The following is a 21,020-nucleotide window of genomic DNA, read 5'->3' on the forward strand; positions in this document are numbered from 1 at the left end:
CGCTCAGCCGTCACGGACCCGGGCGAACATCTCGACATCGCACCGTCTGCCGCCCATGACCTGGTAGCTGCGCAGCAGCCCTTCCCGCTCGTACCCGGCCCCCAGCGCGACCCGTTTCGAGGCTTCGTTCCACGGCTCGATGCACAGCTCCGCCCGCCAGACCCCCAGCCGGTCGAACGCCCACTCGGTGAGCCCCGCCACCGCCTCGCGCGCCAGCCCCCGGCCCCGCGCCGGCGGCAGCATCCAGTACCCGAGCCCGGCGCGGCCCAGGTCGAGGTCGCGCAGGCGCAGGCTGACATGCCCGACGACCGTGCCGGTGGCCCGTTCCTCCACCGCGCGCGGCACCGTGACACCGCCGGCGGACAACTCCGTCATCCGGCGCAGGAACGCCTGTCCCGCCTCCACGGTGTACGGCTCCGGAACCGACGTGATCGAGGCGATGTACGGATCCGGCGCGGCCTGCGCGAGCACACCGAGATCACCCTGGCGCCACGGACGCAGCACGAGTCGTTCCGTCGGCACCTCGAGGCCGGCGAGGACGGTATCCGGCACTCAGGCGTCCTGGTAGTCGAGCACAGCGGCGGCGGCTCCGCTGGAATCCTTCGGCTTCGGCCGCCGGGGCTCCCGGACCGGCGCGCCACCGCCGGTGTCGTCGTCCGGGCCTTCCCGCCGGAACGAGGACGCTTCCCCGTCGCTGTCCCGGCGCTTCCGTTTCCTGGCCATGTGCCTCTCCCTTCCACGCATCCGTTCGCGGGGAGACCGCACCGATGACTGTAGGACGCCCGTTCCACCCATCGGTAAGGTCTGCGGGTGCCATTCCTGCCGCCGGACACCCTCGAACCGCTGGCCGAGCTCGTCCGCGACGCGAAGGTCGTCGCCATCGGCGAGAGCGCCCACCACGTCCGCGAGTACTACGAGGTCCGGCACCAGCTCACCCGGTTCCTCGTGGAGCGGTGCGGCTTCTCGGTGTTCGCGATGGAGTCCGGCTTCAGCGAGGGCCTGGCGGTGGACGCGTGGGTGCGCGGCGGCCCCGGCGACCTCGACGACCTGGCCGAGCGGCACATCACGTACCGGATGGGTCAGTGCGCCGAGATGCGCGAGCACCTGTTGTGGATGCGGTCGGCGCGGGTGCGCTTCAGCGGCATCGACGTGCCGGGCTCGGCCACCTCGCCCCTGCCCGGCCTGCACAATCTTCGCGCCCTGCCCCACGTCGACGAGATCACCGCGCTGGTCGAGACGTACGCGAAGGAGCCGGGCCTGTCGGCCTACGCCGCCTACGCGGCGATGCCCCAGCCGGACCGCGACCGGATCACGGCACTGCTGGCTGACCTGACCGTACGCCTCGACACCGGCGCCGCCGACCGCACGGCGAGGCGGGAGTTGCGGCTCGTCGTCCTGCTGGATCAGCTGCTGCGCGGCAACGTGGCGGCGCGCGACCTGGGCATGGCCGAGACGGTCCTGGAGCTGGTCGAAGCCGGCGCCAAGGTGGTGGTGGGCGCGGCGAACGGCCACATCCAGCGCACCCCGATGGCCCTGCCGGGCGTCACGGTCCCGACCATGGGCACCCACCTGACCCGGCGGCTGGGCGACGCGTACGTACCCATCGCCCTGACCGCGGTCGCGGGCGTCACACCGGCCCGCCGCCGCGACCCCTCGGCGCCGGGAGGGGTGGCAGTGACTGCGGTGGGGCTTCCGGCGCCGCGACAGGACAGCGTGGAGGCTGCGGGCGCGGGGATGGTCCGGCTGCGCGGTGCCGGCGGGGGCGCGACGGTCATCCGAGTGCTGGACGGGTGGCAGGAGACCGATGTGGCGGCCGCGTACGACGCCGTGCTCACCCTGCCGGAGATCTCCCCCGCGGAGCAGGCCGGCGCGCGATGACCACGGGCGTCACCGCCGGGCGCAGAGGGCGTTCTGGACCAGGGTGTCAGCCGCGCGTTGCTGCTGGAGACGGTGATCCAGCGAGTCACCGAGCGCGGTGGACATGGACACCACCGCGCTGCGCCGGCCGTCAGCGGTGACGCCGGTCTGCGTGATGTAGCCGGCGTCGCCGCCGTCGTGGCCCCAGTAGGCGCCGCCGCAGGGCAGCGGGCGGCGCACGAGCCCGAGCCCGTATCGGCCGCCCGGCCAGACCTGCTCGATGTCGGCACTGACCCGTACCGTGCGCTTCATCGCGGCGAGCTGAGCCGGTGGCAGCAGGGCGCCGCTCAAAAGGGCACGGAAGAACCGGTCGAGGTCACGCGTGGTCGACACCATGGAGTCCGGGTCCCACGAGACCTGCTCGGTGACGTCGACCAGCTCGCCACCGGGGAACAGTTCGTACGCCCGGGCGTGCGGGCGCGGCAGCGTGGGCTCCGCCCCCGGCCAGCTGGTGCCGCGCAGCCCGAGCGGCCGGACGATCCGGTCGTTGATCTCCTCGGACAACGACCGGCCGGTGACCCGCTCGATGATCATGCCGGCGAGGACGAACCCGGTGTTGGAGTAGGCCCATCCGGCTCCGGGCGGGAAGTCGGGCCGATGGCTCAGGGCTCCCGCCACGAGCTCCTCGCGGGTGTGCGGGTCGTACCGCTGGTCGTGGTACTCCTCGGGCGTCGTGTAGCCGGCCGGGTCGTCGTGCAGGCCGCTGCTGTTCTGCAAGAGGTGGCGCACGGTGATCCGGCGGCCGTCGTGCCCGTCACCGTGCACCACCCCCGGCAGCCACCGCTCGACCGTGTCGTCGAGGCCCATCCGGTGCTCGCCGACCAGTTGCAGGGCCACGGTGGCCACGACCGCCTTGCGGGTGCTCGCGATGCGGAACCGACCGTCGCGTGGCACCGGGCGTCCGGTGACACGGTCGGCGACCCCGCTGGTGGCGACGAAGTGCCGGCCGCCGATGGTCACCCGCGCCTGCACGCCGGTCACCCCCAGGGCGTGGATGGAGTCGGCATCCCGCTGCAGCCGGGTGGCGGCGGGCCCCGGACCGGTGCCGGCCGGTGCCGGCGGTGCCGCGGCGGCCGTGACAGCGAGGCCCGCGATGCCCGCCGCGGCGGCCAGCAGGGAGCGCCTGGACACGTTTCCATTGCGTGATCTCATGCCGTCCGACGCTATGAGTTCCATCAGCGCGGGCCACTACCCCGCGCCACCGGACTCGGACTACAGCTGGCTGTAGTGCCCGGGTAGCGGCCGCCGGGCATGCTTGACGCCGTGTCGGGAACGGGATGGGTGCAGGCGCGGCGCGGCGGGATCTATCTGCTGGGATCGCTCGCCACCGCGGTCGGCACGGTGCTCGCGCTGCCGGTACTGATCCATCCGAGGCTCGCCCGCTCGTGGGCCACCTGGCATCGCGAACGCGCCGGCCGGCAGCTCGGCACGCCGCTGCCACCGCGCCCTCCGCTGCGCGGGACGGGCCGCCGGGCATGGACCGACCCGGCCACACCGCGGGATCTGCTGTGGTTGCCGGTGCACGCCCTGACCGGGATGGCCTTCGGTGTGCCCGCGCTGCTGTGCGTCGGCAACGTCGTGCCGGCCGCGGTCGCCACGCCTCTGTGGTGGGCCTTCACCTTCCAGGAGCGGCCACGGCTGTTCATCGACGTCCCGGTGACGGGCTGGGCGACGGCGCTCACCCTGGGTCCACTGCAGATCGTCCTGCTCGTCGCCGTGGCGTACCTGTGCTTCCCGCCTGCCGCCCGGGCACACGCGCGGATCTGCCGCGCGGTGCTGTCGCACTCGGCGGCCGAGCAGCTCGCCGACCGGGTGGCTGTGCTGACGCGCACCCGGGCCGACGTGCTGGATGCCCACGGTGCGGAGCTGCGCCGGATCGAACGCGACCTGCACGACGGCACCCAGAACCGGCTGGTGGCCATCGCGATGCGGCTGGCCGTGGCCCGCCAGGCGTTCGCCGACGATCCCCGCGACGAGCAGTTCGTGGCGGAGCTGCTCCGGGACGCCCACGAGGGGGCCGAGGAGGCGATGACCGAGCTGCGCGAGGTGATCCGCAGCGTCTATCCGCCGATTCTCGCCGACCGCGGCCTCGACGGCGCCCTGACCGCCGTGATCACCCGGTGCGGGGTGCCCACCCGCCTGGAACTCGGCGACCTCGGCCGGGTCCCCGCAGCCGTGGAAGCGGTCGTCTACTTCGCCGTCGCCGAGGCGCTCACGAACGTCAGCAAGCACAGCCGGGCGACCGCGGCGGCCGTACGGGTGAGCCGTACGGCCGACCGGTTGTCCGTGGCCATCACCGACGACGGCATCGGTGGCGCCGGCGACCGGCAGGGCACCGGCCTCGCCGGGATCCGCCGCCGGGTGCTCGCGCTCGACGGGACGGTCGGCGTCGACAGCCCGGCCGGCGGGCCGACGGCCGTCACCCTGGAGCTGCCGTGCGGGTCGTGATCGCCGAGGACAACGTGCTGCTGTCCACCGGGCTGGAGCTACTGCTGCGCCGTGCGGGCTGCCATGTCGCCGCCGTCGCCGGTGACGCGCCGGGCTTTCTCACCGCCGTACGGGAACACCGGCCCGACGTCACGATCGTCGACGTCCGGCTCCCCCCTTCCTTCCGCGACGAGGGGATCCGAGCCGCCCTGGAGGCCCGGCGGGAGCTTCCGGGCCTGCCGGTCCTGGTGCTGTCGCAGTACGTCGAGCAGCAGTACGCCGCCGAGCTCCTGTCCTCCACTGGCGGCGGCGTCGGCTATCTCCTCAAGGACCGGGTCAGCCGGGTGGACGAGTTCGTCGACGCCCTGCGCCGGGTCGCCGCCGGAGGCACCGCGATGGATCCCGAAGTCATCGCGCAACTCGTGCACCGCGCCGGTGACCCGGTCGCCGCCCTCACCCCGCGCGAGCGGGAGGTGCTCGGGCTGATGGCTCAGGGTTGCGACAACAACGCCATCGCCAGTCGGCTCGTCATCACCGCCAACGCCGTGCACAAGCACATCGGCAACATCTTCGCCAAGCTCGGGCTCGCCGTGACCGACAGCGGCCACCGGCGGGTCCTCGCCGTCCTCGCCTATCTGAACGGACCCGTCCGCGGGACCGGGGCCGGGTCGGCCGGGGTCAGCGGTCGCTGAGGGACGGCAACCTACAGCGGGTGGACGCCGATCGGCAGCTCGCCGGTCCCGATGTGGTCGAGCACGGTCGCCCGCAGCGCCTCCGCCGCGTGCGGGAGGATCGCGCGGCGGCGGTGGGCCAGGGCGATCGTGCGGCGCATGCCCGGCGGGGCGAGCGGCGTCGCCCGCAGCAGCGGCCGGTTGGCGAGCACCATGCTGGGTACCAGCGCCACGCCCAGCCCCGCCTCGACGAAGGCGAGGACCGCGTCCATCTCGCCGCCCTCGACCGCGAAGCGCGGGGTGAAGCCGGCCCGCCGGCACGCCTCGAGGGTGACGTCGCGCAGGTCGTAGCCGGGGCGGAACATCACGAGCGGGGTGTCGCGCAGGTCGGTGAGGGCGAGCTGGGTGTTCGGCGTCGGCGGGGGGCCGGCCGCCACCGAGGCCACCACGAGGCTCTCGCGCAGGACCGGCGCCGCGTGCAGGGCCGGGTCGACGCCCTGCTCCGGCTGGACGATCAGCGCGAGGTCGAGGTCGCGGGCGAGCAGGTCGGCGATGAGGTCCTGGGAGCTGCCCTCGTTCACGTGCAGGGCGATGTCCGGGTGTTCCGTACGGAATCGGCGCAGCACCATCGGGACCAGCGACGAGCAGAGGCTGGGGGTCGCGCCGACCCGGACCCGGCCGCGGCGCAGGCCGACGATCTCCTGGACCGCGTCGCGGGCGGCGTCGGCGTCCGTGACCATCCGGCGGGCCAGGGGCAGCAGGGTCTCGCCCGCCGCGGTGAGGGCGACGGCCCCGCGGGCCCGCTCGAAGAGGGGCGCGCCGAGCGTGCCCTCGAGGGTGTGAATCTGCTTACTTAAAGTCGGCTGTGAGACGCCCAGAGAATCGGCAGCCTGGGTGAAATGCCGGGTTTCTACCACTGCTAGGAAGTATCGGAGCTGTTGGAGCTGCACCTCCATAGCTTACGTCTATGATGACCCGGTCGATCATGCATTAGACGAATCGCCTTGGTGTTCCTACCGTCCATGGAGTGGCGGTAGATACCAGAGTTCCTCCCCCGAAAGCGACGGCGGAGCCCGCGAAGAAGGCGCTCGGCAGGAGGACCCCCGCGAAGCGAGCACCCCGCGGCCTCCGGTCGTCGGTCTCGCTCAAGATCCTGATGGCGGTCAGCGGCCTCCTGCTGGTCGGCTTCCTGGCCATGCACATGCTCGGGAACCTGAAGATCTTCTTCGGCGCCGACAGCTTCAACCACTATGCGCACTGGCTGCGGACGGTCGGCGTGCCGCTGCTGCCGGAGGGCTGGTTTCTGTGGATCCAGCGGTTCGCGCTCACGGCCGCCGTGATCGCGCACATCGCCGCCGCGACGGTGCTGGCCCGCCGCGCCCGCCGCGCCCGTCCGGTGCGGTACGTGCACCGGCCCAAGGTGCAGGGCAGCTACGCGGCGCGCACGATGCGCTGGGGCGGCGTGATCATCCTGCTCTTCGTGATCTACCACATCCTGGACCTGACCACCGGCACGCTGAACCCGGTGGCGGACCCGGAGCACCCGTACCGCAACGTCGTGGCGGACTTCGCGCCCGGCCGCTGGTACGTGACGCTGTTCTACACGCTCGCCGTCGTGAGCGTCGGCTTCCACCTGCGGCACGGGCTGTTCAGCGCCGCCCGCACGCTGGGCCAGCGCACCCCGCGCGGTGAGCGCCTCGTCCGCGCCGCCGCGCTCGTCCTCTCGGTCGCCCTCGTCGCCGGCTACCTGTCGGTGCCGTTCGCCGTGCTCACCGGATTGGTGGACTGACATGACCGACTCCCTCTGGCACGAAGGCGACCCGATCGCCGACACCGCGGCTCCGGACGGCCCGATCGAGACCCGCTGGGAGCGCCGCACGTTCGCCGCCAAGCTGGTCAACCCGGCCAACCGCCGCAAGCTCACCGTGATCGTGGTCGGCACCGGCCTGGCCGGGGGCTCGGCCGCCGCGACGCTCGCCGAGGCGGGCTACAAGGTGCGGTCGTACTGCTACCAGGACAGCCCGCGGCGTGCCCACTCGATCGCCGCGCAGGGCGGCATCAACGCCGCCAAGAACTACCGCAACGACGGCGACTCGATCTACCGGCTGTTCTACGACACGGTCAAGGGCGGCGACTTCCGGGCCCGCGAGTCCAACGTGTACCGGCTCGCCCAGGTCAGCGTGAACATCATCGACCAGTGCGTGGCCCAGGGCGTCCCGTTCGCCCGCGAGTACGGCGGCCTGCTCGACAACCGCTCGTTCGGCGGCACCCAGGTGTCCCGGACGTTCTACGCGCGGGGGCAGACGGGGCAGCAGCTGCTGCTGGGTGCGTACCAGGCGATGGAGCGCCAGATCGGCCTGGGCAACATCGTCATGAACGCCCGCCACGAGATGCTCGAGCTCATCGTGGTGGACGGCCGGGCCCGCGGCGTCGTCGTGCGCGACCTGGTCACCGGCGAGATCACCACCGACTTCGCCGACGCGGTCGTGCTCGCCTCCGGCGGCTACGGCAACGTGTTCTTCCTGTCGACCAACGCCAAGGGCTGCAACGTCACGGCGACGTGGCGCGCGCACCGCAAGGGCGCGCTCTTCGCGAACCCCTGCTACACCCAGATCCACCCCACCTGCATCCCGGAATCGGGTACGCACCAGAGCAAGCTCACGCTGATGAGCGAGTCGCTGCGCAACGACGGCCGGGTGTGGGTCCCTCGCAAGGCCGAGGACTGCGGGAAGCCGGCGGCCGACATCCCCGAGGAGGACCGGGACTACTACCTCGAGCGGATCTACCCCTCGTTCGGCAACCTGGTGCCCCGCGACATCGCGTCCCGGGCCGCGAAGAACGTCTGCGACGAGGGCCGCGGCGTGGGCCCCGGCGGCCTCGGCGTCTACCTCGACTTCGCCGACGCCATCCAGCGGCTGGGCCGCGCGGCGGTCGAAGCCAAGTACGGCAACCTGTTCGAGATGTACCAGCGCATCACCGGCGAGGACCCGTACGAGGTCCCGATGCGCATCTACCCCGCCGTGCACTACACGATGGGCGGCCTCTGGGTGGACTACGACCTGCAGTCCACCATCCCGGGCCTGTTCGTGATCGGCGAGGCCAACTTCTCCGACCACGGCGCCAACCGGCTCGGCGCCTCGGCGCTCATGCAGGGCCTCGCGGACGGCTACTTCGTGCTGCCCAACACGATCAACAACTACCTCGCGAACGGGCCGTTCGAGTCCGTCTCCCCGGACGACCCGGCGGTCGTCGAGGCGCGTACGCAGGTCGAGGACCGCCTCTCCCGCCTGCTCGCCGTGAACGGTGACCGTACGGTCGACTCCTTCCACCGCGAACTCGGCCACATCATGTGGGAGTACTGCGGCATGGAGCGCACCGAGGAGGGCCTCACCAAGGCGATCGGCCTGATCCGCGGCCTGCGCGACGAGTTCTGGACCCGGGTCAAGGTGCCCGGCACGGGCGAGCAGCTCAACCAGAACCTCGAGAAGGCCGGCCGCGTCGCCGACTTCTTCGAACTCGCCGAGCTGATGTGCATCGACGCCCTGCACCGCGCCGAGTCGGCCGGCGGCCACTTCCGCGCGGAGAGCCAGACCCCCGACGGCGAGGCGCTGCGCCACGACGACGAGTTCGGCTATGTCGCTGCCTGGGAGTACGGCGAGGTGCCCACGCTGCACAAGGAAGACCTCACGTTCGAGTACGTCCACCCCAGCACGCGGAGCTACAAGTAATGGACATTCAGGTACGCGTCTGGCGTCAGTCCGGCCCCGAGGACAAGGGCCGGATGGTCACGTACGACGTGAAGGACATCTCCCCCGACGCCAGCTTCCTCGAGATGCTGGACGTCCTCAACGAGAAGCTCATCCTCGACGGCGATGACCCGGTCGCCTTCGACCACGACTGCCGCGAGGGCATCTGCGGCATGTGCGGCATGATGATCAACGGCGTGGCGCACGGCCCCGAACGGGCCACCACCACCTGCCAGCTGCACATGCGCCACTTCAAGGACGGCGACACCATCGACGTCGAACCGTGGCGCGCGTCGGCCTTCCCGGTCATCAAGGACCTCGTCGTCAACCGCGGCGCCTTCGACCGCATCATCGCCGCCGGCGGCTACATCACCGCCCCCACGGGCACGGCCCCGGACGCCCACGCCACCCCGGTCCCCAAGCCGGACGCGGACGCGGCCTTCGAAGCGGCCACCTGCATCGGCTGCGGCGCCTGCGTCGCGGCCTGCCCCAACGGCTCCTCGATGCTCTTCACCGCCGCGAAGGTCGCCCACCTGGGCCTGCTCCCCCAGGGCCAGCCGGAACGCGACAGCCGCGTGGTGGACATGCTGGAGGCGCAGGACGAGGCGGGCTTCGGCGGCTGCACCAACATGGGCGAGTGCACGACGGTCTGCCCCAAGGGCATCCCGCTGTCGCTCATCGGCCGGCTCAACAACGACTACCGCAAGGCGATCGGCAAACGCTGACCCGCGTACGGCGGCGGCCCGCTCCCTCGTGGACGGGCCGCCGTGTCGCGTCGCGGGGCAGCCGGGGGCATGATCGCGGTGCCAGAATCAGCGGCATGGCGGACTCCCCTGACGGCGGAACCGAGCCGCGCCGGCCGGTGTCGACGTTCGAGCTCTTCTTCGACCTCGTCTTCGTGTTCTCGCTCACCCGGGTCACCGCGCTGATCCTCGAGCATCCCGACGCCGCGGGGGTTCTGCGCGGCATGCTGGTCCTGGCCCTGTTGTGGTGGGCCTGGGGCGCGTACGCCTGGCTGACCAACGCCGTCGGCACCGACGGCACCGGCGCGCGCGGCGTGGTCCTCGCGGCCATGGGCGCGATGCTCGTCGTGGCGGTGGCGGTCCCGCAGGCGTCCGGGTCCGACGCGCTCGCTTTCGCGCTCGGGTACTTCGTGGTCCGGGTCCTGCACATCGTGCTGTACGCGGTGGCCGGCGGCGCCAACCGCGCGGCCATCCTCAAGCTCGCCCCGGGCAACCTCGTCGCGTCCCTGCTGCTGATCGCCGGGGTGTTCCTGCCCGACACCGTCCAAATCGTCCTGTGGGGCGTCGCCGTGCTGATCGACTACGGCACGCCGGTGCTGACCGGGGTCGGCGGCTTCACTGTTCACGCGGGCCACTTCTTCGAACGCCACGCGCTGTTCATCATCATCGCGCTGGGCGAATCCGTCGTCGCGGTGGGAACCGGCGTCCTGCACACGGGCTCCCGCATCACCCCGCCGGCCGCGGCCGCGATCCTGCTGGCGGTGGCGGCGATCGGCGGTCTGTGGTGGACGTACTTCGACCGTGAAGCCCCGATCACCGAGCACGCCCTGGCCCGCGCGACGGGAGCGCGGCGCGCCCACCTGGCCCGCGACGTCTTCAGCTACCTGCACCTGCCGCTGGTGGCGGGCGTCGTGCTGGTCGCGGTGGGCCTGGAGAGCATCATGAGCCACCCGGCCGACCACCTCCACGGCGTGTACGCGGCGGGCCTGGGCGGCGGCGCGGCCCTGTTCCTGCTGGGCCTGGCCGCCATCAGCCTCCGGCGCGGAGACCGGCCCCGCCCGGTCCACCTCGCCGCCGCGGTAGCAAGCCTCTGCCTGATCCCGGTGTCGTTCGCGCTGCCCGGCACCGTCACCCTCCTGCTGCTGGTCGCGGTGCTGGCGGTGGTGGCCGTGCTCGATCGCGGCCGGGGCCGCACCCGGACGCGGTCCACGCGCGAGCGGGCCGTGTCGGCGTGACCGGCGCCGCCCCGTACGCTGGGCGCGGATGGGTGAGATCATTGCGGCCGCCGCGGGCGTGTTCGCCGGGACGAATGTCGACGACCTCGTCGTCCTGACCGTTCTCTTCCTGTCGGCGCGCGCCTCCGGACGGCCCCGGCCGTGGCACATCTGGGTGGGTCAGTACGCCGGCATCGCCACCCTCGTGGCCGTCTCCGCCGTCGCCGCGCTGGGCCTGACGCTGGTGCCGGATCGGTGGGTCGGCCTGCTCGGACTCGTACCGATGGCCTTGGGGGTCCGGGGCCTGATCGGCGCCGTGCGGGACCGGGGCGACGGGCCGCCGGAGGTGCTGACCGCGGCGAACGCGTTCGCCGTGGCCGGGGTGACCGTGGCGAACGGCGCCGACAACATCGCGGTCTACACGCCGGTGTTCCGCAGCCTGGGCGTCGGCGGCAGCGTCGTGACCTGCCTGGTCTTCGCCGCGCTGGTCGCCGTGTGGTGCGCGGCGGCGTCGTGGCTCGGGTCGCACCCGCGGGTGATCGAGGTGGTGCGGCGGTACGGGCACTGGCTGGTCCCGCTCGTGTTCGTCGCGATCGGCGCGGTGATCCTCGTCGAGTCAGGGGTGCTCGGGCAGCTGCTGTGAATGAGGCGGGTCCGGGGCCCCGCCGATGCCGGCGTGGATGAAGGACGTCAGCGTCTCGATCGCCTCCTCGTCGGAGAGCTCCCGCCCCAGCCGCGGCCCCTCCCCGGACAGCCACATCCCGGCGAACCCCGGCAGCAGCGTCGTGAACACCGTGGCCAGCACCAGCGGGTCGCCCGGTAGCGGCACCCCGGCGTCGCGGGCGCGGGTCAGGTGGTCGGCGATGTGGTGGATGTCCGGCTCGGTCAGGTGCCGGGACCGCTCGGCGAAGGCCGCGTCGACCGTCGCCGCCTGGCGCAGCGCGTCCATGACCACGCGGTGCCGGCGGTGGAAGTCCCAGTAGACCGCCACGTGCCAGCGGATGGCGTCGCGGTCGCTGAAGTCGTCGCCGTGCCGTTCGTCGCGCGCCGACGCGTCGCCCTGGGCCAGCAGGTCGTTCAGGAGGGCCTCGAGCAGCGCTTCCTTGTTGGCGAAGTGCGTGTAGAAGGAGCCGGCCGCGCGGCCCGCCTCGGCGGTGATGTCGGTGATCTTGGTGTTGAGGTAGCCGAGCCGGGCGAACGCGCGGACCGCCGCGGCCTTGAGCTCCGCCTCGGTCTGCGCGGCCTGCTGCCGGCGCACTCCCGCACCCACCGCCATCCGGACCCCTCCCCCTCTGCGTCTTGACGAGATTACCAACCATCCGTACGGTGAATCTCTATTCAGTGAATCAAGGTTCAGCGAATGGAGCGGACATGGACGTCCTCATCGCCGGCGCCGGGCCGACCGGGCTGACCCTCGCCATCGAGCTGCAGCGGCGTGGCGTGCCGTACCGGATCGTCGAGGCGTCGGCGCACCCCTTCGAGGGCTCGCGGGGCAAGGGGCTGCAGCCGCGCACCCTCGAGGTCCTCGACGACCTCGGCGTCATCGGCGAGTTCCTCGCGGCCGGCGCCGACTACCCGGTGTTGCGGGTGCACCGTCCGGACGGGACGGATATGGAGCTGCGTCTCGACGAGTGGCACCGGCCGACTCCCGCGGTGCCGTACCCGAACGTCTGGATGGTTCCGCAATGGCGCACCGGGGAGCTGCTGGCGGGACACCTTGCCGCGGCGGGCGGGCACATCGAGTACGGGGTCTCCGTCACCGCCCTGCGCCAGGACGACGACGGGGTTCACATCACGCTGAGCAGCGGGGAGGTCGTGACGGTCCGCTACCTCGTCGGCGCCGACGGCGGGCGGAGCACGGTGCGGGCCGCGGTGGGCGTGGGCTTCGCGGGCCGGACGTACGAGACGCACACCATGCTCATCGCCGACGTGCGGCTGACCGGGCTGAGCCGCGACGCCTGGCACGTCTGGCCCGGTACGGACGGGCGCAGCCAGCGGCTCGGCCTGTGCCCACTGCCCGGCACGGACCTGTGGCAGCTGACCGCGCCGCTCGCCGAGTCGGTCGCGGACGTCGTCGCCGAGGTCGCGCCCGAGGTGACGCTCACCCACATCGGCTGGACGTCGCGGTTCCGCGCGAACATGCGGATGGCCGAGCGGTACCGCGCCGGGAACGTCTTCCTGGCCGGGGACGCCGCGCACGTGCACTCCCCCGCCGGCGGGCAGGGGCTCAACACCGGCGTGCAGGACGCGTACAACCTGGGGTGGAAGCTGGCGGCCGGGGACGATGCGCTGCTGGACACGTACGAGGCCGAGCGCCTGCCGGTGGCCGCCGGCGTGCTCGGCATCAGCACGCGGCTGCACCACCTCCAGCAGGAGGACGCCGCCGAGGCGATGCGCCGCGACGACCCGGTGCTGCGACAGCTGTCGCTGAACTACCGCGGCGGCCCGCTGGCCGCCGACCATCGGACGCGGCCCGGATCGGTGCGCGCGGGAGATCGCGCGCCGGACGCCCCGTGCCACGACAGCTCCGCTTTCCCCGTACGGATCTTCGACGCGCTGAGGGGCCCGCAGTGGACCCTCCTCGCCTTCGACGCCCCGGCGATCTCCCTGGGCGACGGCTTCCGCACCGTCCCGATCGTCCGCCCGGGCGCCCCCGCCGGGCCGGATTCCATCGTGGACACCCACGGCCACGCGCACGACGCCTACGACGTGCACACCCCCACGTACGTCCTGGTGCGCCCGGACAACTACCTGGGCTGCGTCACGGACGACCCGGCCGACCTCGACCCCTACCTGCGCAAACTCGGCCTCACCGCGTCCCGGTGAGCAGCGTCCGGCGGGTGAGGCCCGCGCCGCGGCCGCACCAGCACCACGGCGGCCGACCCCAGGCACACCGCCGCGGCCGTGACCATGGCAGGCCGGCCGCCGGCATGCACCGCGACGGAACCCAGCGGGTTCGCCACCGCGACCGGCCCGAACATGGCCGTGGCGGCGGTGGCGGAGACGCGGCCCAGCAGGTGGCCGGGCGTGCGGGACTGCACGGCCGTCACCGCCGCGATCAGCGTCCACGGCAGGCCGATCCCGGCGAGCACCGCGCCGGCCACCATCGCGGGCCACCACGGCAGGCAGCGGCACAGCGTGCCGGCGGCGAACAGGACCGTCCCGGCGACGCCGGCGGCGATCTCGCCCCGCGCGGCGATGAGGCGGCCCGCGGCCGGCCCGGCGACGATCGACCCGGCGCCCTGGGCGCTGAGCAGCACGCCGAGGAACGTGCTCGGCAACGCCATGTCGTCCACGATCACGGCGTAGAGGGGCGCGGTGGTGAAGCCGGACATGCCGATCGAGACGCCGGCCAGCGCGACGGTCACGCGCAGGGTCCGCGTACGCCGCAGTACTCGCAGGCCGGCCCGCAGGCCCCGCTCCACCGCGACGGGCTGCGCCGGTACGGGCCTCAGCCGCAGCAGGGCGTACAGCGCCGCGGCGGCCACGGGCATGCAGGCGCTGAGAACGGCGACCGCCACGCCCCCGCGCCAGGCGTAGAGGCCGGCGCCGGCGAGGGGCGCGACGAGCTTCATGCCCTCCTGGGCGCTGGTGCGCCAGCCGTTGACCTCGCCCAGCCGGTCCGGGGGCAGCGCCGCGGGCAGCAGCGCCGACTCGCCGGCGTCCAGCAGGACGTAGCTCAGGCCGTACGCGAGGGAGACCGCGTAGATGAGCCATGCCTGACCCGCGGAGCGAACCGCGGTCAGCGAGAGGAGGGCCGCCGCGAGCGCCAGATCGGTGCCGATGAGCAACGGCCGGCGGGAAATCCGGTCGAGGAGGCCGCCGAGCCAGGGTCCGGCGAGGGTCGGGGCGTAGACGCAGAGGCCGGCGAGGCCGGCCCGGGCGGGCGACCCGGTCAGGTCGAGGATCCAGATCCCGGCGACGAGGGCCATGGCGGTGCTGCCGAAGCCGGAGAGCACCGAGATACCCACGAACAGGACGGCGTTGCGACGCATGCCGCCATCCTCGAAGGCTGAGCGGAGTCGCAGCAAGGCTGAGCGGATCTGTCAACGTGGCATTGACAGGCTCTCCGTCAGCTTCTCGACCGCCAGCCGGACGTGACCGGGCAGCCGTGTACGGCCGGCGGCCAGATCGTCGGCCACCTGACGCGCCAGCGCATAGAGGCCGCTCGGAGCGGCGTCCACGGCGATCGCGACGGTGTCGCGCACCAGGGCCGCACGGGCGAAGCGTTGCCCCCAGCGCCGGTCGGCGGCGATGGCGCGGTGCAGTTCGGACACCGCTTGGCGGAGGATCACGATGCTGGGGGCGTACCGCAGATCCTCGTGAGCGCGGCGGGCGCGGGCGGCCGTCAGCAGCCGTTGGCGGCGCTGCTCGGCAGCCTGGCGGCTGGCCAGCCCGAGCGCGCCGGCGATCTGCGCCCAGGTCGCGCCGCCCTGCCGGGCCCGGTCGATGAGGTCCAGCTCGCGCTCGTCGAGCCGGGCCCGCGCGGGCCCGAGCTCGGCAAGGCGATCGAGATCCGTCACTGTGTCAACGGTACATTGACACGCTCACGAGCACCGTCCCCCGTCCACGGCAGAACAGAGCACGCGCTCGTCGTCGGCCGGCAGACCGGCGACCGGATCAAGTCCGTCCTCAGTGGCCGGCGCCGGGGACGCGGCCGGGACAAGAGCGGTCAGCACGATCGCGCCGAGCACGAATCCGGCCGCCGTCAGATAGGCCCGGGCGTAGCCGTCCCGCAGCGCCTCGACCGGGGCGACGCCGTCGGTGGCGTGCGTTCCGGTGACCCGGGCGGCGACCACGGCCAGCACCGCCAGGCCGAGCGCCGCCCCCGCCTGCTGCGCGGTGTTGGCCAGGCCGGAGACCAGCCCGGTGTCGCCCGGCGCGGCGCCGGACATCGCCAGCATGATGATCGCCGGGATCACCACGCCGATGCCCAGGCCCATGATGATCAGGCCCGGCAGCACGTCGGTGGCGTAGTGCGCGCCGACCGGCATCCTGGCCATCAGCAGCAGCCCGGCCGCCAGCGCCGCGAGCCCGCCCAGCAGCACCGGCTTCACGCCCAGGCGGGCGGTCAGCCGGGGCGCCACGACCAGGGAGACCAGGCCGATCACCACGGGTGTGGGGAGGAACGCCAGGCCCGTGCCCGTTGCGTCGAGGCCGAGGACCCTCTGCAGGAACAGGGCGTTGACGAACTGGAAGCCCATGCCGGTGGCGAAGATGAGGATCAGCGCGGCGCAGGCCAGCAGGAGACGGCGGCCGCGCAGCACGCGCAAGGGTACGAGGGGGTGACGGGCGGACCGCTGCCGGATGAGGAACGCGGCGACGAGCAGCAGCGCGCCGGCCCCGTACGGGACGCTGCCGTCCACGATCGCGTACACGCCGGCCGACAGACCGACGGTGATCAGCGCCGCCCCGGCCACGTCGGTGCCCGCCCGCAGGCCCGGCCCGGCCTCGTGGGGCAGCACCCGCAGCGCCGCGATCAGCACGCCGGCGCCGATGGGTACGTTCACCAGGAAGATCCACGGCCAGCCGGCGGCCTCGGTGAGCAGCCCGCCCGCGACGAAGCCGACCGCCGCGCCGCCGGCCTGGGTGAAGCTGTACACGCCGATCGCGCGGGCCTGGGCGGCCGGTTCGGGGTGCAACCGCACGATCAGACTGAAGATCACCGCCGAGGCCAGGGCGCCGCCCACCCCCTGCACGAAGCGGCCCGCCACGAGCAGGGCGGCGGTGCCGGCCAGGCCGCAGAGCAGGCTGGCGGCGGTGAACACGACCAACCCGGTGAGGAACACGGCGCGGGCGCCGATGAGGTCGCCGAGCCGTCCGGAGAGCAGCAGCAGGCCGGCGAAGCCGACGAGGTATCCGTTGACGACCCAGGCCACTCCCGCGGCGGAGAAGCCGAGATCGGTCTGGATGGCGGGCACGGCGACCGCCACGATCGTGCTGTCCAGCACGATCATGAGCGCCATGGCACAGAGCACCGCCAGGGCGGCGGCACGGTTGCGGGGGTACGCGGAGACGACCATAAACGCGACCGTAGCAGATAGTTCGGATACAGACTATCTACTTGTCACGTAGTTGCCCGCTGCCGCGCCCGGCGCACCGGCCGCGGCCCGTCCCCCGGCGCGCCCTCGACGAGCTGGTTCAACGCGGCGACGAACGCGGCGCGGGCCGGCTCCGGCAGCGCCTCCAGCGCCTCGGCGTGCACCCGGTCGACGATGCGCTGCCCCTGCTCGGCGGCCCGGCGGCCCTCCTCGGTGACCGCGATGATCCGCGCCCGCCGGTCGGCCGCGGACGGCCGGCGCCGCGCGAGACCCCGGCGCTCCAGCTCGTCGACCGTGCCGACCATCGTCGTCTTGTCCAGGTCGGCGAGGGCCGCGAGCTGGATCTGCGTGCGCTCCTCCTCGAGCGCGTGCACCAGGACGCACTGCATCCGCGGGGTCAGCCCCACGTCGGCGAGCGCCGCGGCCAGCCGGTTGTTCATGGCGTGACCGGCCGAGTTCAGCAGGCCCGTGAGATCGCGGACGGTACGGGCGGGCGCGTCGGAAGCCATGCCCCGAGCCTATCCGCGGCGGGCCTACGCGACGTCGGGCCGCGTCATCAACGGTGCTCGCAGGTGCAGCGCCAGCTCGGGAGTGGTCAGGGGCACGGTGCTCCAGGTGGCTGTGGCCGTACCGCCGTCGACCACCAGCCGTACCCGATGCGGGGTGGTGATGACGAAGAGGTCGGCGACGAACGTGTCGCCCTGCCAGGCGCCGGACGCGACGACCGGCCGGCCCAGCGGCGCGCTCTCCCGCCACTCGCCGTGGCCGACCTCGACCTCGCCGATCGGCTGGAGCCGTACGCGCCACCCGCCCTCGACCGATTCCACGACGACCGGGGAGCCCGCGGGCAGCGGCGGATCCGCGGTTGCCGCCACCGTCGCCCTGGCCGTACGCCCCGGCTCGGCCGAGCCCGCCACCAGCGGGAACGCCAGCCGCCGCAGCCGCTCGGCGAGCACCTCGTCGTCGCGGGCGCTGCCCGGACGGCCGATGCCGGGCGACAGGCACTCCCAGACCGCATCGGGCGTGGCACCGGGCTCGGGACTGTGGCTCGTCACGACCACGACGAGGTCGAGCGACGGGACGACGACGCACTGCTGACCGAAGGCACCGTCGGCATAGAAGCCGTGCTCCGAGACCCAGAACTGATAGCCGTAGCCGCGGGCCGAGTCGCCCTCCGACGGCGGGATGACGGTGTGCGGCCGGGTGGCCAGCTCCACCCACTCCCGGGGAACGAGCTGCCGGTCGCCCCACCGCCCGCCGCGCAGCAGCAGCTCACCGAAGGCGGCGACGGCCTCGGTCGTGAGGTGCAGGCCGTGGAAGCCGAACGCTCTGCCGCTCGCCACCCGGTCCCACTCGGCGTGCTCGGCACCCATCGGCCGGAACAGTCGCTCGCCGAGGAACTCCCGCAGGTCACGGCCCGTGACCTGCTCGACCATCCGGGCCAGCACGAACGTGGTCGCGTTGTCGTAGGCGAACCCGGACCCGGTGAACGGGACCCGCAGGAAGCCCTTCACCAGGTCGTCCGGCTCGAGCTCCCAGGCCTCGCCGAGACTGTCGCCGGCGTGCCCGGTCGTCATCGACAGCAGGTCGTGCACCGTGAGGCGGCGGGCGTGCTCCGAGATGTCGTCCGGTACGTGGCCCGGCAGCACATCCACCACACGGTCGTCGAGCGCGAGCAACCCGTCCGCGATCGCCAGCCCGGCCGCGACCGAGGTGAAGGACTTGGTCACCGAATACAGCAGCGTCGGGCGATCGGCCGAGTACGGCGCCCACCAACCCTCGGCCACGACGTGCCCGTGACGGACGACCATGACGGAATGGCCCTCGACGGCCCGGTCCTCGAACCAGTCCAGCAGCGCGCCGATCGAGCGCGACGAGATCCCCTGGGCGGCCGGAGCGGAACGCGGGAACATGACCCTCACTTCGCGATCGTCGGTGGGAGCGGGAGGGACGACCGACGGGCCCCCGTTGCACCCGCCGGCCGTCGTCCTCAACGCGCGGCCAGGTCCGCCCAGCCCGGCACCCTCGGGGCCGAGCGCAGCGGCATCCGCGCCTCCGCCGGCGTACGGTCCCCCTTGCGCTGGTTGCAGCGCCCGCACGCGGCGACGGTGTTCTCCCAGCTGTTCGCCCCACCGCGGGAACGCGGCAGCACATGGTCGACAGTGGACGCGACCCCGCCGCAGTAGCCGCAGCGCCGCCCGTCGCGGCTCAGCACCCCGGCCCGCGACCAGCCCGGACCGCGGCTGTGCCGCCAGCGCGTCACCACGTAGCTGACGAGCCGGACCACGGTCGGGATCGGGAAGACCCCGATGCGCGCGTCCGGCCGGGCCTCCTGCACCACCGCCACCTCGCGGAAGAGCATGCGGATCGCGTGCCGGACGCTGACCCGGTGCAGCGGCCCGTAGTCGGCGTTGAGTACGAGGACCACGCTCATCGCGGGTCACCTCCCCTGTGGTCTGCCCATGAGAAAGCCGTCCGGCCCGGCAGGAGCACAGGGCGGACGGCGGTCGGCGCGCGTGCGTCAACCCCGGTGGCAGCCCCGGCCGCGGTGTCGGAAGGCGGTCATGTGATCTCCCTCGGGCCCGGTGATCCGGGCCACGTCGTCGTGGAGAGAAAACTAGGCGGAACGGGCAGGCGTGGACAACGCAATTAATCGATCAGCGCGCGGCGTACGGCGGCGACGAGCTGCACCAGGCCGATCACGCCGAGGGCAACCCAGACGATCACGGCGATCACCACGACGGTCCGGTCCCAGCCCGGGTGGACCAGGCCGGCGAGGCCGCCGACCAGCAGCCCGCTGATGGCCACCGACACCCGGGTCGGCCGCTCCCCCACGGTGACCGCGCCGAGGCCGCTCATCCCGCCGGCCGCCGCGCGGGCCCGGACGTACTCGTGCAGCCAGCTCACCACCAGGCCCGCGACCACCAGCCAGCCCGGCGCCCCCGCCGTCCAGAACGCGGCCAGCCAGGCCAGCTCGCCCAGCCGGTCGGCCACCGAGTCGTAGACGAACCCGAACCGGCTCGCCCGGCCGCTGATCACCGCCACCGCCCCGTCGAAGGCGTCGGCGAAGCTCGCCAGCAGCACCAGCGCCGCGCCGGCCAGCAGCGGCACGAACGGCACGCCCGCGCAGAGCAGGAGGCCCGCGGTGGTCACCGTGGACGGGCCCGCGCCGAGCCGCGCGAGCACGCTGCCGCCGCGGTACGCCAGCCGTACCCAGCCGCGCACCACCGGCGAGGCGGCGCGCGGGTCGAAGCCACCGTGCAGCGCCGACCAGGCGACGGCGTACTGCTCCCAGGTCACCGGTCAGGCGGCGGGTGCGGCGGCGCCGACGGACAGCTGCTGCCACACCTCGCGGGTGGCGGGTGACCGGTTCATGGTGATGAAGTGGATGCCCGGTACGCCCTCGTCCAGCAGCCGCCGGCACATCTCGCTGCACAGCTCGATGCCGAGCTTGCGGACGCCGGCCTCGTCGTCGGCGATGCGCTCGAACCGCTCCAGCAGCGCGGGCGGGAACGGCGCCCCGGACAGCTGCGCGGAGCGAGCGATCGTCGCCATTCTCAGGACGGGCATCACACCCGGCACGATGGGCGTGTCGCAGCCCGCCGCGGCCACCCGGTCGCGCAGCCGCAGGTAGTCGTCCGCCTCGAAGAACATCTGGGTGATGGCGAAGTCGGCGCCCGCCCGGCACTTGCGGATGAAGTTGCGGGTGTCGGTCTCGATGTCCGCCGACCGGGGGTGCTTGTACGGGAAAGCGGCCACCCCGACGCTGAAGTCGCCGGCCTCACGCAGCAGGCGGACGAGGTCCTCGGCGTACAGCACGCCCTCGGGGTGCCGGACCCACTCGCCGGTGGGGTCGCCGGGCGGGTCGCCGCGGACCGCGAGCACGTTGCGGATGCCCGCGCCGGCCAGCCGCCCGATGACGTTGCGCAGCTCGGCGACCGAGTGGTTGACCGCGGTCAGGTGCGCCATGGGCAGCAGCGTCGTCTCCGTGGCCACGCGTTCGGTCACGTCGACGGTCGTGTCGCGGGTGCTGCCGCCGGCGCCGTACGTGATCGACACGAAGTCCGGGCGCAGCGGCTCCAGCTCGCGGATCGTCTGCCAGAGCAGCTGCTCGGCCTCGCGCGTCTTGGGCGGCATGAACTCGAACGAGAACGTGGGCCCCGGACGGCGGATCAGCGAACCGATCGCCGGGGACCCGGGAAGGCGGGAGGGAAGTCCGAGAGACACACCGCAGACTCTACCGGGCTGGCGCCTTCCGGAA

The 21,020-nt window shown here is 73.1% G+C and carries 22 protein-coding genes; 9 read left to right on the top strand and 13 right to left on the bottom strand.

Annotated features, from left to right (window positions below; translation table 11 throughout):
* Positions 1–3: 3 nt before the first annotated feature.
* Complete coding sequence (locus tag IT780_RS34535) at positions 4–552, bottom strand: GNAT family N-acetyltransferase (protein ID WP_199516042.1); 549 nt, start codon at positions 550–552, stop codon at positions 4–6.
* Positions 553–723 (bottom strand): hypothetical protein, encoded by a 171-nt coding sequence (locus IT780_RS34540; protein WP_199516043.1) that lies wholly within the window; start codon positions 721–723, stop codon positions 553–555.
* Positions 724–810: 87 nt separating this feature from the next.
* Here IT780_RS34540 and IT780_RS34545 point away from each other — a divergent pair, with 87 nt between their 5' ends.
* Positions 811–1,878, top strand: coding sequence for an erythromycin esterase family protein (locus tag IT780_RS34545; protein WP_199516044.1), 1,068 nt, complete (start codon positions 811–813; stop codon positions 1,876–1,878).
* 9 nt (positions 1,879–1,887) lie between these two features.
* On the opposite strand, the gene IT780_RS34550 is transcribed toward IT780_RS34545, so the two are convergent.
* Positions 1,888–3,048: a serine hydrolase domain-containing protein gene (locus tag IT780_RS34550; RefSeq protein ID WP_199516045.1), complete on the bottom strand. Its 1,161-nt coding sequence runs from the start codon at positions 3,046–3,048 to the stop codon at positions 1,888–1,890.
* A 132-nt stretch (positions 3,049–3,180) separates the two neighbouring features.
* Here IT780_RS34550 and IT780_RS34555 point away from each other — a divergent pair, with 132 nt between their 5' ends.
* Positions 3,181–4,365, top strand: coding sequence for a sensor histidine kinase (locus IT780_RS34555; protein WP_307831526.1), 1,185 nt, complete (start codon positions 3,181–3,183; stop codon positions 4,363–4,365).
* Complete coding sequence (locus IT780_RS34560) at positions 4,353–5,036, top strand: LuxR C-terminal-related transcriptional regulator (RefSeq protein WP_199516047.1); 684 nt, start codon at positions 4,353–4,355, stop codon at positions 5,034–5,036. The genes IT780_RS34555 and IT780_RS34560 overlap by 13 nt, the downstream gene beginning before the upstream one ends.
* A gap of 11 nt (positions 5,037–5,047) precedes the next feature.
* Here the strand turns inward: IT780_RS34560 and IT780_RS34565 are convergent, their stop codons facing one another.
* On the bottom strand, positions 5,048–5,971 hold the full coding sequence (locus IT780_RS34565) for a LysR family transcriptional regulator (RefSeq protein WP_199516048.1): 924 nt from the start codon (positions 5,969–5,971) through the stop codon (positions 5,048–5,050).
* 71 nt (positions 5,972–6,042) lie between these two features.
* On the opposite strand from IT780_RS34565, the gene IT780_RS34570 reads away from it, so the two are divergent.
* The 5 genes from IT780_RS34570 to IT780_RS34590 all read left to right on the top strand — a co-directional run bounded on the left by IT780_RS34570 (position 6,043) and on the right by IT780_RS34590 (position 11,361).
* Entirely contained in the window at positions 6,043–6,804 is a 762-nt protein-coding gene (locus tag IT780_RS34570) for a succinate dehydrogenase cytochrome b subunit (RefSeq protein ID WP_307831527.1), read from the top strand.
* A gap of 1 nt (position 6,805) precedes the next feature.
* Complete coding sequence (locus IT780_RS34575) at positions 6,806–8,743, top strand: fumarate reductase/succinate dehydrogenase flavoprotein subunit (RefSeq protein WP_199516049.1); 1,938 nt, start codon at positions 6,806–6,808, stop codon at positions 8,741–8,743.
* On the top strand, positions 8,743–9,486 hold the full coding sequence (locus IT780_RS34580; protein WP_199516050.1) for a succinate dehydrogenase/fumarate reductase iron-sulfur subunit: 744 nt from the start codon (positions 8,743–8,745) through the stop codon (positions 9,484–9,486). Before IT780_RS34575 ends, IT780_RS34580 begins: the two co-directional genes overlap by 1 nt.
* Before the next feature lie 95 nt (positions 9,487–9,581).
* Positions 9,582–10,739, top strand: a complete 1,158-nt coding sequence (locus tag IT780_RS34585) for a low temperature requirement protein A (RefSeq protein WP_199516051.1) — start codon at positions 9,582–9,584, stop codon at positions 10,737–10,739.
* A 28-nt stretch (positions 10,740–10,767) separates the two neighbouring features.
* A complete protein-coding gene (locus tag IT780_RS34590) occupies positions 10,768–11,361 on the top strand; it encodes a cadmium resistance transporter (protein ID WP_199516052.1) in 594 nt (197 codons plus the stop codon).
* Here the strand turns inward: IT780_RS34590 and IT780_RS34595 are convergent.
* A complete protein-coding gene (locus tag IT780_RS34595) occupies positions 11,335–11,994 on the bottom strand; it encodes a TetR/AcrR family transcriptional regulator (RefSeq protein WP_233413979.1) in 660 nt (219 codons plus the stop codon). The genes IT780_RS34590 and IT780_RS34595 overlap by 27 nt on opposite strands.
* Positions 11,995–12,089: 95 nt before the next feature.
* Between IT780_RS34595 and IT780_RS34600 the strand changes: the two genes are divergently transcribed.
* Positions 12,090–13,544 (top strand): FAD-dependent monooxygenase, encoded by a 1,455-nt coding sequence (locus tag IT780_RS34600; RefSeq protein ID WP_199516053.1) that lies wholly within the window; start codon positions 12,090–12,092, stop codon positions 13,542–13,544.
* Here the strand turns inward: IT780_RS34600 and IT780_RS34605 are convergent.
* The 8 genes from IT780_RS34605 to metF form a co-directional block, all read right to left on the bottom strand.
* Entirely contained in the window at positions 13,508–14,713 is a 1,206-nt protein-coding gene (locus IT780_RS34605) for an MFS transporter (protein WP_199516054.1), read from the bottom strand. The two genes, IT780_RS34600 and IT780_RS34605, sit on opposite strands and share 37 nt — an antisense overlap.
* Positions 14,714–14,764: 51 nt before the next feature.
* Positions 14,765–15,241, bottom strand: coding sequence for a hypothetical protein (locus tag IT780_RS34610; RefSeq protein ID WP_199516055.1), 477 nt, complete (start codon positions 15,239–15,241; stop codon positions 14,765–14,767).
* A 24-nt stretch (positions 15,242–15,265) separates the two neighbouring features.
* On the bottom strand, positions 15,266–16,741 hold the full coding sequence (locus IT780_RS34615; protein WP_233413980.1) for an MFS transporter: 1,476 nt from the start codon (positions 16,739–16,741) through the stop codon (positions 15,266–15,268).
* 44 nt (positions 16,742–16,785) lie between these two features.
* Positions 16,786–17,268, bottom strand: a complete 483-nt coding sequence (locus IT780_RS34620; protein ID WP_199516056.1) for a MarR family winged helix-turn-helix transcriptional regulator — start codon at positions 17,266–17,268, stop codon at positions 16,786–16,788.
* A gap of 24 nt (positions 17,269–17,292) precedes the next feature.
* A complete protein-coding gene (locus tag IT780_RS34625; RefSeq protein ID WP_199516057.1) occupies positions 17,293–18,672 on the bottom strand; it encodes a serine hydrolase domain-containing protein in 1,380 nt (459 codons plus the stop codon).
* A 77-nt stretch (positions 18,673–18,749) separates the two neighbouring features.
* Positions 18,750–19,193: an HNH endonuclease gene (locus IT780_RS34630; protein ID WP_199516058.1), complete on the bottom strand. Its 444-nt coding sequence runs from the start codon at positions 19,191–19,193 to the stop codon at positions 18,750–18,752.
* Between the two features lie 215 nt (positions 19,194–19,408).
* Entirely contained in the window at positions 19,409–20,059 is a 651-nt protein-coding gene (locus IT780_RS34635) for a CDP-alcohol phosphatidyltransferase family protein (protein ID WP_199516059.1), read from the bottom strand.
* A gap of 3 nt (positions 20,060–20,062) precedes the next feature.
* Positions 20,063–20,986, bottom strand: a complete 924-nt coding sequence (gene metF / locus IT780_RS34640) for a methylenetetrahydrofolate reductase [NAD(P)H] (RefSeq protein ID WP_199516060.1) — start codon at positions 20,984–20,986, stop codon at positions 20,063–20,065.
* Between the last annotated feature and the right edge of the window lie 34 nt (positions 20,987–21,020).

Origin of the sequence: Nucisporomicrobium flavum, from assembly GCF_016464385.1 — a bacterium.
Lineage (GTDB): Bacteria > Actinomycetota > Actinomycetes > Mycobacteriales > Micromonosporaceae > Actinoplanes > Actinoplanes flavus_A.

Excerpts from the sequence above, each read along its gene's own strand:
- IT780_RS34540 (WP_199516043.1), bottom strand. The coding sequence starts at position 723 with ATGGCCAGGAAACGGAAGCGCCGGGACAGCGACGGGGAAGCGTCCTCG.
- IT780_RS34600 (WP_199516053.1), top strand. The coding sequence starts at position 12,090 with ATGGACGTCCTCATCGCCGGCGCCGGGCCGACCGGGCTGACCCTCGCC.
- IT780_RS34585 (WP_199516051.1), top strand. The coding sequence starts at position 9,582 with ATGGCGGACTCCCCTGACGGCGGAACCGAGCCGCGCCGGCCGGTGTCG.
- IT780_RS34595 (WP_233413979.1), bottom strand. The coding sequence starts at position 11,994 with ATGGCGGTGGGTGCGGGAGTGCGCCGGCAGCAGGCCGCGCAGACCGAG.
- IT780_RS34630 (WP_199516058.1), bottom strand. The coding sequence starts at position 19,193 with ATGAGCGTGGTCCTCGTACTCAACGCCGACTACGGGCCGCTGCACCGG.
- IT780_RS34605 (WP_199516054.1), bottom strand. The coding sequence starts at position 14,713 with ATGCGTCGCAACGCCGTCCTGTTCGTGGGTATCTCGGTGCTCTCCGGC.
- IT780_RS34575 (WP_199516049.1), top strand. The coding sequence starts at position 6,806 with ATGACCGACTCCCTCTGGCACGAAGGCGACCCGATCGCCGACACCGCG.
- IT780_RS34620 (WP_199516056.1), bottom strand. The coding sequence starts at position 17,268 with ATGGCTTCCGACGCGCCCGCCCGTACCGTCCGCGATCTCACGGGCCTG.
- IT780_RS34580 (WP_199516050.1), top strand. The coding sequence starts at position 8,743 with ATGGACATTCAGGTACGCGTCTGGCGTCAGTCCGGCCCCGAGGACAAG.
- IT780_RS34615 (WP_233413980.1), bottom strand. The coding sequence starts at position 16,741 with ATGGTCGTCTCCGCGTACCCCCGCAACCGTGCCGCCGCCCTGGCGGTG.
- IT780_RS34565 (WP_199516048.1), bottom strand. The coding sequence starts at position 5,971 with ATGGAGGTGCAGCTCCAACAGCTCCGATACTTCCTAGCAGTGGTAGAA.
- IT780_RS34590 (WP_199516052.1), top strand. The coding sequence starts at position 10,768 with ATGGGTGAGATCATTGCGGCCGCCGCGGGCGTGTTCGCCGGGACGAAT.
- IT780_RS34625 (WP_199516057.1), bottom strand. The coding sequence starts at position 18,672 with ATGTTCCCGCGTTCCGCTCCGGCCGCCCAGGGGATCTCGTCGCGCTCG.